The organism is Citrobacter sedlakii NBRC 105722, from assembly GCF_000759835.1.
Classification (GTDB): domain Bacteria; phylum Pseudomonadota; class Gammaproteobacteria; order Enterobacterales; family Enterobacteriaceae; genus Citrobacter_A; species Citrobacter_A sedlakii.
In genome coordinates, this window is record NZ_BBNB01000001.1 from 293519 (window position 1) to 305143 (window position 11625).

Below are 11625 nucleotides of genomic sequence, written 5' to 3' on the forward strand. Positions count from 1 at the left end.
TAACAAGGCTTTCCTGCCCAGTTCTGCACCCAGTGTAGAGACAGCAGACCTAAAGCCAAACTTAAATCATCTTATTAAGAACAGTCATATCCCAAGAGAACGGCAAGGATAATAATTTTCTTAAGAAATTTCTCAAAGAAAATTACGGTCCAGTTTTGGACCTCACTTAAAAAATAAGATAAAGCTGTTAAACCCACGTTAATAAACAATCGACTTTTTGATGACAACGTAAAAATATATTGCACACCTTGCCCCCGGAAAAATAAAAACGTGGGCATCATCGGGGTTAAACAAATATTAAATTTCCGATCTTGTTTCGCGATCTGTGTGTCAATTTGTGCACTCGAAAGCCGCATAACTTCAAGGGAATACAGGAAAGTCCTATACTGAAAAGATAACTATCGGGACGCCATGCTGTAGAGAGCGTCTTTCAATTTGCGCAATGTAAGGGTGTCATATGATCACAATTGACGGTAATGGCGCGGTGGCCTCCGTAGCGTTCCGCACCAGTGAAGTTATCGCCATCTACCCCATAACGCCCAGTTCAACAATGGCTGAACAGGCGGACGCCTGGGCGGGGAACGGGCTTAAAAACGTCTGGGGAGATACCCCGCGCGTGGTCGAAATGCAGTCTGAAGGCGGCGCGATCGCTACCGTGCACGGTGCGTTGCAAACCGGGGCTCTGTCGACCTCCTTTACGTCCTCCCAGGGTCTGCTATTGATGATCCCGACGTTGTATAAACTGGCGGGACAGCTTACTCCGTTCGTACTGCACGTCGCCGCCCGTACCGTGGCGACACATGCGCTGTCTATTTTCGGCGATCATTCCGACGTAATGGCCGTCCGCCAGACCGGCTGCGCCATGCTGTGCGCGGCCAGCGTTCAGGAAGCGCAGGACTTCGCGCTGATCGCCCAAATCGCCACATTGAAAAGCCGGGTGCCCTTTATTCACTTTTTTGATGGTTTTCGTACTTCGCATGAAATCAACAAAATCGTGCCGCTGGCTGACGATACGCTGCTGAACCTGATGCCACAGGCTGAAATCGACGCCCATCGCGCCAGAGCGCTTAATCCGGAGCATCCGGTGATTCGCGGCACGTCGGCAAACCCGGATACGTACTTCCAGTCGCGGGAAGCGACAAACCCATGGTACAACGCGGTTTACGACCATGTTGAGCAAGCGATGAATGATTTTGCCGCGGCGACGGGTCGTCAATATCGCCCCTTTGAATACTACGGTCACCCACAGGCTGAACGCGTGATCATCCTGATGGGGTCGGGTATCGGCACCTGCGAAGAGGTGGTCGACGAACTGCTGACGCGCGGTGAAAACGTTGGCGTGCTGAAAGTACGTTTGTTCCGCCCGTTCTCCGCACAACACCTGCTGCGCGCTCTGCCAGCGTCGGTACGTTCGGTCGCCGTACTCGATCGTACCAAAGAGCCGGGATCCCAGGCAGAGCCGTTGTATCTGGACGTCATGACCGCGCTGGCGGAAGCCTTTAACCGCGGCGAGCGTGAGACACTGCCGCGCGTTATCGGCGGACGCTACGGTCTTTCTTCGAAAGAGTTCGGCCCCGACTGCGTGCTGGCGGTCTTCACTGAACTGAGCAGCACGCAACCAAAATCGCGTTTTACTGTGGGTATTTACGACGATGTGACCAATTTGTCATTGCCGTTACCGGAAAACACCCTTCCCTCCAGCGCCCGGCTGGAAGCGCTGTTTTACGGACTGGGCAGCGACGGCAGCGTCTCGGCGACCAAAAACAACATCAAGATTATCGGTAACTCGACCCCCTGGTACGCGCAGGGTTACTTCGTCTACGATTCGAAAAAGGCCGGAGGTTTGACGGTTTCGCATCTTCGCGTCAGCGAACAGCCGATCCGTTCCGCCTACCTTGTTTCGCAGGCCGACTTTGTTGGCTGTCATCAATTGCAGTTTATCGACAAATACCCGATGGCAGAACGTCTCAAGCCTGGCGGGATCTTCCTGCTCAATACCCCCTATAACGCCGATGAGGTCTGGGCGCGTTTGCCACAGGAAGTCCAGGCGGTGTTGAATCAGAAAAAGGCGCGTTTCTACGTCATTAACGCCGCGAAAATCGCTCGCGAATGCGGTCTGGCCGCACGCATCAACACCGTCATGCAGATGGCCTTTTTCCATCTGACGCGCATTTTGCCTGGCGACAGCGCGCTGGCTGAACTTCAGGGCGCAATCGCCAAAAGCTACAGCAGCAAAGGACAGGATCTGGTGGAGCGCAACTGGCAGGCGCTGGCGCTGGCCCGCGAATCGGTTGTTGAAGTGCCGCTACAGTCGGTGAATCCGCAAAGCGCCCACCGTCCACCGGTCGTTTCGGACGCAGCCCCTGATTTTGTCAAAACGGTCACCGCCGCGATGCTCGCCGGACTCGGTGACGCGCTTCCGGTCTCCGCCTTACCGCCGGACGGTACCTGGCCGATGGGCACCACGCGCTGGGAAAAACGCAATATAGCCGAAGAAATTCCAATCTGGAAAGAGGAACTGTGCACTCAGTGTAACCATTGTGTCGCCGCCTGCCCGCATTCGGCGATTCGCGCCAAAGTCGTGTCGCCACAGGAGATGGAGAACGCCCCAGCCACTCTGCATTCGCTGGACGTGAAATCTCGTGATATGCGTGGCCAGAAATATGTGCTGCAGGTCGCTCCGGAAGATTGCACCGGCTGCAACCTGTGCGTCGAGGTGTGCCCGGCGAAAGATCGCCAGAACCCGGAAATCAAGGCGATTAATATGATGTCCCGCCTTGAGCATGTGGAAGAAGAAAAAGTGAACTACGACTTTTTCCTCGCTCTGCCAGAAATTGATCGCAGCAAACTTGAACGCATTGATATTCGTACTTCGCAGTTGATCACCCCGCTGTTTGAATATTCCGGCGCCTGTTCCGGCTGCGGCGAAACGCCGTATATCAAGTTGCTGACCCAGCTGTACGGCGATCGCATGTTGATTGCCAACGCCACCGGGTGTTCATCCATTTACGGCGGTAACCTGCCTTCAACGCCGTACACCACCGATGCGAACGGACGGGGGCCGGCATGGGCTAACTCGCTGTTTGAGGATAACGCCGAATTCGGTCTGGGATTCCGTCTGACGGTCGATCAGCATCGCGTGCGGGTGATGCGCCTGCTGTCGCAGTTTGCCGAACAGATCCCAACGGCGCTCTACGAGGCATTGCACGCCGAAGCGACACCGGACGTTCGCCGCGAACAGGTTGCCGCCCTGCGCCAGCATCTGCAAGATGTCGACGGTGCGCGCGAGCTGGTCGCCGATGCCGATGCGCTGGTTGAGAAATCAATCTGGCTTATCGGCGGAGACGGATGGGCTTACGATATTGGCTTCGGCGGTCTCGATCATGTGCTGAGCCTGACCGAAAACGTCAACATTCTGGTGCTGGACACGCAGTGTTATTCCAATACCGGCGGCCAGGCGTCAAAAGCCACGCCGCTTGGGGCTGTCACAAAATTTGGCGAACACGGCAAGCGCAAGGCGCGTAAAGATCTCGGCGTCAGCATGATGATGTATGGTCACGTTTACGTCGCGCAGATCTCGCTTGGCGCGCAGCTAAACCAGACGGTGAAAGCCATACAGGAAGCGGAGGCGTATCCAGGACCGTCGCTGATCATTGCCTACAGCCCATGTGAAGAGCACGGCTACGATCTGGCGCTGAGCCACGACCAGATGCGTCAACTGACGGCGACTGGCTTCTGGCCGCTTTATCGTTTCGATCCGCGTCGCGCGGATGAAGGCAAAGTGCCGCTGGCGCTTGACTCTCGTCCACCGTCAGATGCGCTGGCGGAAACCCTGCTTAACGAGCAGCGCTTCCGCCGTCTTAATGCGCAGCAGCCCGAGGTCGCGGAGCAACTATGGAAAGATGCCGCCGCGGACCTGCAAAAACGCTATGACTTCCTGGCGCAACTGGCGGGGAAAGCAGAAAAAGCGAACAGTGAATAACGGCCTGGCGGGATTCACCTGGAAATAAAAAAAAAGCCCGAACATCGTTCGGGCTTGTCAGTATGTTTGCTGGTAAATCAGTACGTTTCGCAATGGACCAACAAAAAGCAGAGTTTGACAATAAAGGCATATAACCCGCGCAGAATATCGCATCAAATTTAACTTGTATAATTTTTATTTTATATATTTTTGGTTAATACATTCACGCTAATTATTACTGTTACCATAGAATTATTTAATTAAGGTTTTACTTAAGACGTAACAATTCATACTTATCTCTTTACGGAACTTCTCCTTTAGCATGCTTTTACTCCCCTTAAGAGGGAGTCACAGGTAAATAATAAACGAAAGGATTATTTCGATGAAAAGAAAAGTACTGGCTCTCGTAATCCCTGCCCTGTTAGCCGCTGGCGCAGCGCATGCCGCTGAAGTCTATAATAAAGACGGCAATAAATTAGATCTCTATGGCAAAGTAGATGGTCTGCATTATTTCTCTGACAACAATAAGTCTGACGGCGATCAAACGTATGTTCGTGTTGGCTTCAAAGGCGAAACCCAAATTAACGACCAACTGACCGGTTACGGCCAGTGGGAATATAACGTACAGGCGAATACTACGGAAGGCGAAGGTTCAAATTCCTGGACCCGTCTGGCATTCGCGGGCGTAAAATTCGGCGACTATGGCTCATTCGACTACGGTCGTAACTATGGCGTACTGTACGATGTGGAAGGCTGGACCGATATGCTGCCGGAATTTGGCGGCGACTCATACACCCAGGCTGACAACTTTATGACCGGTCGTACAAACGGCGTCGCAACCTACCGTAACACGGACTTCTTCGGCCTGGTAAACGGACTGAACTTTGCGCTTCAGTATCAGGGCAACAACGAAAACCAGAACGGTCAGGAAGGCACCAATAACAACGGCCGCGATCTTCAACACTCCAACGGCGACGGTTTCGGTATTTCGACGACTTATGATATGGGCATGGGCTTCAGCGCTGGCGCTGCTTACACAACCTCTGACCGGACCAACGAGCAGGTTAACGCTGGCGGCAAAGTGGCTGGCGGCGAAAACGCGGATGCCTGGACTGCGGGTCTGAAATACGATGCCAACAACATCTACCTGGCGACGATGTATTCTGAAACCCGCAACATGACCCCGTACGGCGATGACGGCGTAGCGAACAAAACGCAAAACGTGGAAGTGACTGCGCAGTACCAGTTCGACTTTGGCCTGCGTCCGGCGGTGTCTTTCCTGATGTCTAAAGGTAAAGACCTGAGCGGCCAGGGTAACGACACCAGTAAAGATCTGGTTAAATACGCTGACGTCGGCGCGACCTACTACTTCAATAAAAATATGTCGACCTATGTTGATTATAAAATCAACCTGCTGGACGAAGACGACAACTTCTATGCTAACAACGGTATCAACACCGATGACGTTGTAGCGCTGGGTCTGGTTTACCAGTTCTAAGCTCTTCAGCCCGCTGGCGACGGCGGGCTATTCTCTGCGCTAAATCTCCCTGTCCTTCTCTGTTGCGCGCTTTGCTGTGCTGACACATGCATACCATATAATTAAAATCATAAATATGTGATGCCAAAATGTGACCATCGTCGTTATACTTACCGAGCTAAAAGGCGTTACACTTTATATGGATACATTAACAGGAGGTTTTTATGAGCAGAACGATTCTGGTACCTATCGATATTTCAGACTCAGAATTAACTCAACGGGTGATTTCCCACGTTGAAGCCGAAGCAAGGATTGACGATGCGCAGGTGCATTTTCTGACCGTGATTCCGTCACTGCCTTATTACGCATCGCTGGGCCTGGCCTACTCCGCAGAGTTGCCCGCCATGGACGATCTGAAAGCTGAAGCCAAATCTCAGTTGGAAGAGATGATAAAGCAGTTCAATATCCCGGCGGACAGAGTCCAGGTACATATTGCTGAGGGTTCGCCAAAAGACAAGATTCTGGAAATGGCGAAGAAATTGCCGGCGGATATGGTCATTATTGCCTCGCACCGTCCGGATATCACCACCTACCTGTTAGGGTCGAACGCGGCGGCTGTCGTGCGTCACGCTGAATGTTCGGTACTGGTGGTTCGCTAATCCTTTCAGCCCGCACCCCGTTGCGGGCTTTTTCTTCTCTTACCTGCCCCCTGCGTTTTGCCTGTTAAATGTGCTGACATTTTTCTCGCTAATCCGTACCATACGCTCCACGGTTTTTATATCAGACAGCGTCCGCGGATCCTTCGGCGTGATGTCGCCCCCTCTGATGCCACACAATGAATTGAGCCTCTATTACATGTCGCAAAATCAAGAAATGAGTAAGAAAGAGCAGTACAACATCAATAAATTACAGAAGCGTCTGCGCCGAAACGTGGGCGAAGCCATTGCCGATTTCAACATGATTGAAGACGGCGATCGCATCATGGTTTGTCTTTCAGGCGGCAAAGACAGCTATACCATGCTGGAGATTTTGCGCAATTTACAACAAAGCGCACCGATCCAGTTCTCGCTGGTGGCGGTGAACCTCGATCAAAAACAGCCCGGTTTTCCTGAGCATATTCTTCCTGAATACCTCGAGCAACTCGGCGTGGAGTACAAGATTGTTGAGGAAAACACCTACGGGATCGTAAAAGAGAAAATTCCGGAAGGCAAAACCACCTGCTCCCTGTGCTCGCGTTTGCGCCGCGGTATTCTTTACCGTACCGCTACGGAGCTGGGCGCCACCAAGATTGCGCTTGGACACCATCGCGACGATATTCTGCAAACCCTGTTTCTTAACATGTTCTACGGCGGAAAGATGAAAGGCATGCCGCCAAAGCTGATGAGCGACGACGGTAAACATATCGTGATCCGTCCGCTGGCCTACTGCCGGGAAAAAGATATTGAACGTTTTGCCGAGGCGAAAGCGTTCCCTATCATTCCTTGTAACCTGTGTGGTTCACAGCCGAACTTACAGCGCCAGGTGATTGCCGACATGCTGCGCGACTGGGATAAACGCTACCCGGGTCGCATTGAGACCATGTTCAGCGCCATGCAGAACGTGGTGCCGTCTCACCTGAGCGACATTAACCTGTTTGACTTCAAAGGGATCAGACACGGCGCAGAGGTGGTAGACGGTGGCGATCTGGCGTTCGATCGCGAAGATATCCCGCTACAGCCTGTAGGCTGGCAGCCAGAAGAAGATGAACATCAGCTTGCTGAGCTACGGTTGAATGTGGTTGAGGTGAAGTAAGCGTCGTTTGACGCTTTTACCCTGCCGGATAACGGCTTTGCCGTATCCGGCGTTAACGTCAAAGGGCTTACTTCAACAGGCGAACCCGACAGGACTTCCCTTTAATTTTCCCGTTCTGTAACTGTTTCCACGCCTTATGCGCCACCGCCTGACGCACCGCGACGTAGACATGCGCCGGGTGCACGGTAATTTTTCCAATGTCCGCGCCGTCCAGTCCCAACTCGCCAGTTAAAGCGCCCAGCACGTCGCCAGGACGCATTTTGGCTTTCTTCCCGCCGTCAATGCATAGCGTGGTCATATCCGCCTCGAGCGGCATTAGCGTCACGTTCGTTGGCGCATCCTGCCAGTTCAGCGTTAACTGCAACATTTCCGAAAGGATATTGGCTCGCTGCGCCTCTGCTGGCGCGCAAAAGCTGATCGCCAGACCGCTATTCCCGGCGCGGGCCGTTCGACCAATACGGTGCACATGGACCTCCGGGTCCCACGCCAGCTCGTAATTGACGACCAGTTCCAGAGACTTAATATCCAGCCCGCGCGCTGCCACGTCCGTGGCGACCAGCACGCGTGCGCTGCCATTAGCAAAACGCACCAGCGTCTGATCGCGATCCCGCTGTTCCAGATCGCCATGCAGCGCCAGCGCGCTTTGCCCCGCTGCGTTCAGCGCATCGCATACCGCCTGACAATCTTTCCTGGTGTTACAGAACACCACACAAGACTTTGGCTGGTGCTGGCTGAGTATTATTTGCAACAGCGGAATTTTGTCCTGGGGAGCCGTTTCGAAGAACTGCTGTTCAATGGCCGGAAGCGCATCAACCGTATCGATCTCAATGGTTACCGGATTTCGCTGAACGCGGCTGCTGATCGCGGCAATCGCCTCGGGCCAGGTCGCCGAAAACAGCAGCGTCTGGCGTGACGCAGGGGCAAAGCGAATCACCTCATCAATGGCGTCGCTAAACCCCATGTCCAGCATCCGATCCGCTTCATCCATCACCAGCGTCGAAAGCGCATCCAGCGAAACCGTGCCTTTTTGCAGATGGTCCAGTAGCCGTCCAGGTGTCGCCACGATGATGTGCGGCGCGTGCTGGAGAGAGTCGCGCTGCGCGCCAAAGGGTTGGCCGCCGCACAGGGTCAATATCTTGGTATTCGGCAGGAAGCGTGCCAGACGGCGCAATTCCCCCGCGACCTGGTCGGCCAGTTCACGCGTCGGGCATAACACCAGCGACTGGGTTTTAAACAGAGCGGCGTCGATATGCTGTAAAAGCCCAAGGCCAAACGCCGCCGTTTTACCGCTGCCGGTTTTGGCCTGAACCCGAACATCCTGCCCGGCCAGAATCGCCGGTAGCGCGGCGGCCTGAACAGGCGTCATCGACAAATAGCCCAACTCGTTGAGGTTATCGAGCTGGGCGGCGGGCAGAACGTTCAGGGTTGAAAAAGCGGTCACAATTTAATCTCGCGGTAACGACTCACAGTCAGCAGGCGCGTATCCTCGCAGATCTGCGCCTGTGATGCGACAATTTAATCGGTTCTTCATCAGGCGGTGGGTCAGGCATGGGCTGCGGACGCGGCACCGGGTCAGGAACAGGAACCGGATCGGTCGGTACAGGATCGGAAAAACGAATTTCCAGTTTCAGTGACACCATCAGACGAGTCATTTTTGCCTCCGGTAGATCGTGGGCTCCCTTTTAGGGTAGTCGTTGATAACCTGCTGGCAAAAAAAAGCCGACTTATTTAAGTCGGCGTCGTACGAATCAATTGTGCTATGCAGTAATTCAAAAAAGGAAGTAAGACAATATGGAGCGCAACGCCCATCGCTTGACGTTGCATTCACCTGCGAGAATGATATTGCCGCGAACGGGCGCGATGTTTATTGACTTCGCTCAATTTTAAAGCCGTTTTAGCAGAAGAAATCTCTTAAAAGCCCCGTTTTTACAACCATTTACTACGATGCAACCATAAAGTAACACCACCAATCACAACCACTAACAGAATGCAAAAGATCGAAAAACCAAAACGCCATTCTCCCCCAGGAATACCCCCCAGATTGACGCCAAATAGCCCGGTCAGAAAGGTGCTGGGCAAGAATACCATTGCCATCAGCGACATCGTATAGGTCCGACGGGCCAGTGACTCTTGCATGACCTGCGCGATCTCATCCGCCATTACGCCGGTACGGGCGATACAGGCGTCGATCTCATCCAGTCCGCGGCCCAGCCGGTCAGCAATATCCTGCATCCGGCGCCGCTGGTCATCGCTCATCCACGGCAAACGCTCGCTGGCGAGCCGCGCATAGACGTCACGCTGGGGGGCCATGTAGCGTCGCATGACAATCAGTTGCTTACGCAGCAGCGCAAGAAATCCCCGCGGCGGTATTTGCTGATCGAGCAGGTTGTCTTCGAGGTCGATGATCCTGTCGTGCAACTGTTCAATAAATTCGCTGGCATGGTCGGTTAACGCATCACAAACGTCCACCAGCCAACCGCCGCAGTCAACGGGACCGGTGCCTTCCTGCAGATCGCTCACCACGTCATCCAGCGCCAGCACTTTACGCTGGCGGGTGGAGACAATCAGCCGTTCATCCATGTACAGACGCATCGCCACCAGCTGGTCCGGACGTTCATCGGTGCTGCCGTTAATGCAGCGCAGGGTTATGAGCGTTCCTTCTCCCAGACGGCTGACGCGTGGGCGTAGGCTTTCCCCTGCCAGCGCGTCCCGAACATTGTTTGGCAGTAACGGCGTTGTGGCCAGCCACTGCGCGCTGTCGGGGTGCGTATAGTTAAGATGTAACCAGCAGGGATGCGCGCTGTCGATAAGATCGTTATCCTCCAGCGGCTTCACCCCGCCTTTGCCATCCAGCAACCAGGCAAACACCGCATCCGGCACACTCACTTCCGACCCTTTTATGGCTTCCATTTCGCCTCCCCTACGTCGCGCTTTTCTGGTTAGTCTAGCTATCGGCGTAGGTTAAGCAACTTCTCGTTATCCCATAATGCTGATATTTATCATGAAAACCTGGGCTGCCCGTGCTGTTGCGCCGACGTAGTGGTGGCAGATAAACGAAACTGCTGCGTCTTAGACTGCAACTCAACCACCTGCCGTTTCAATACTGCAGAAGAACCCGTTAATTCCTCTACCATCAGCGCATTGCTCTGGGTAACACTTTCCAGTTCGCTCATGGCCTGCGATATCTGGTTGATGCCTTTTTCCTGCTCCACGGTAGTGGCAGAAATTTCATGCATGAGCTGGCTTAATTGCCCTGCGCCCTGGACGATGATCTGCATATTTTTTTCTGTTTCGCTGACCACCTCCGCCCCCTGCCGAACATTTTTATGGGTTTCTTCAATCAGCATTTTTATATTTTTCGCCGCTTCTGCGCTTCGGTGCGCCAGATTCCGGACCTCTGTCGCCACCACGGAAAATCCTTTTCCGTGTTCACCCGCGCGTGCCGCTTCTACGGCAGCATTTAACGCCAGAATATTGGTCTGAAAAGCAATATCGTCAATCAGCGTAATGATTTCCGTCATCTGCTGCGCGCAGTGCGCGATGGATTCCATATTATGTGAAACCTGCGCCATTAATTCGCTGCCGTGATACGCGCACTGTTTTGACGTATCGGCCTGATGATTGGCCAGACGGGTGTTATCAGCATTATTACGGGTGCTCGCCGCCATTTCTTCCATACTGGCCGCGGTCTGAATCAGTGAGGACGACTGCTGCTCGGTTTTCACCGAAAGTTCCGCACTGCGGGCGGCGAGCTGTTCAGACAGCGACAGCGCGGTGTGAGAAGAATGGCGGATCTCACGCACCAGCGTCGCGATATTACCCGACAGGCTGTTAATTCCGGGAATGAGTCTTCCCGCACAGTTATTACCAAACGCAGGGATTATCACCCCCAGATTTCCGGCGGTAACTTCGGCAATACTTCGCTTAACCGTGTTGATCGGCGTGACAAGATATATTGTCATATACCACCATAAAAACAATAACGCTGTCAGCGAGATCACATTCGTTAAAACAACCAAGCGGATATTTGATGAGAAAAGTATATGAACAATATTGAATAACAGGAAAACGCCTACCAGGAAGCCAATAATAAACGTTCTGACACTCATGTTTTTTAACATTTCAGATCCGGGAGAAAATACATTGCAGGTGAATAGTTATATAGCATCAGGAAACACTATTTTCATCTGCTTTTCACATTGCGCCAACATTTACGATATACCATGGATAATTTCACTAAACGCCACTCCCCATCACCTTAATTTGCAGTAAGGACGCATAAAACACGGACAATCTGCTATTTACTCCTTTCCGTTGTTTTATACTTAAGCCACGCAATATCTCTGCGCAGATAATTTCATCAGCGCTTAACTGTTTAGTTTTTACTATTTTTAAT

General features: G+C 53.0%; 8 protein-coding genes. 4 read left to right on the forward strand and 4 right to left on the reverse strand.

Annotation, left to right across the window (positions count from 1 at the left end; all coding sequences use genetic code 11):
• Nucleotides 1–457 precede the first annotated feature (457 nt).
• The 4 genes from nifJ (at nt 458) to ttcA (ending at nt 7229) form a co-directional block, all read left to right on the forward strand.
• The gene (gene nifJ, locus CSE01S_RS01395; RefSeq protein ID WP_042283253.1) at nt 458–3982 is read left to right on the forward strand and encodes a pyruvate:ferredoxin (flavodoxin) oxidoreductase; all 3525 of its coding nucleotides are present in this window, start codon (nt 458–460) and stop codon (nt 3980–3982) included.
• Between the two features lie 361 nt (nt 3983–4343).
• Nucleotides 4344–5459 (forward strand): porin OmpC, encoded by a 1116-nt coding sequence (gene ompC / locus CSE01S_RS01400; protein WP_042283255.1) that lies wholly within the window; start codon nt 4344–4346, stop codon nt 5457–5459.
• A gap of 203 nt (nt 5460–5662) precedes the next feature.
• The gene (gene uspF / locus CSE01S_RS01405; protein WP_042283257.1) at nt 5663–6097 is read left to right on the forward strand and encodes a universal stress protein UspF; all 435 of its coding nucleotides are present in this window, start codon (nt 5663–5665) and stop codon (nt 6095–6097) included.
• A 196-nt stretch (nt 6098–6293) separates the two neighbouring features.
• Nucleotides 6294–7229, forward strand: a complete 936-nt coding sequence (gene ttcA, locus CSE01S_RS01410) for a tRNA 2-thiocytidine(32) synthetase TtcA (RefSeq protein WP_042283261.1) — start codon at nt 6294–6296, stop codon at nt 7227–7229.
• Between the two features lie 67 nt (nt 7230–7296).
• Here ttcA and dbpA read toward each other — a convergent pair whose 3' ends face one another.
• The 4 genes from dbpA to CSE01S_RS01430 all read right to left on the reverse strand — a co-directional run bounded on the left by dbpA (nt 7297) and on the right by CSE01S_RS01430 (nt 11350).
• Nucleotides 7297–8670 carry an ATP-dependent RNA helicase DbpA gene (gene dbpA, locus CSE01S_RS01415; protein WP_042283268.1) on the reverse strand — a complete coding sequence of 458 codons (1374 nt, stop codon included), beginning with the start codon at nt 8668–8670 and terminating at the stop codon, nt 7297–7299.
• 28 nt (nt 8671–8698) lie between these two features.
• Nucleotides 8699–8869, reverse strand: coding sequence for a proline-rich small protein YnaL (gene ynaL / locus CSE01S_RS23460; protein ID WP_373322593.1), 171 nt, complete (start codon nt 8867–8869; stop codon nt 8699–8701).
• A gap of 286 nt (nt 8870–9155) precedes the next feature.
• Nucleotides 9156–10139 (reverse strand): zinc transporter ZntB, encoded by a 984-nt coding sequence (gene zntB / locus CSE01S_RS01425; RefSeq protein ID WP_042283273.1) that lies wholly within the window; start codon nt 10137–10139, stop codon nt 9156–9158.
• 89 nt (nt 10140–10228) lie between these two features.
• Nucleotides 10229–11350 (reverse strand): methyl-accepting chemotaxis protein, encoded by a 1122-nt coding sequence (locus CSE01S_RS01430; protein ID WP_042283276.1) that lies wholly within the window; start codon nt 11348–11350, stop codon nt 10229–10231.
• Nucleotides 11351–11625 lie beyond the last annotated feature (275 nt).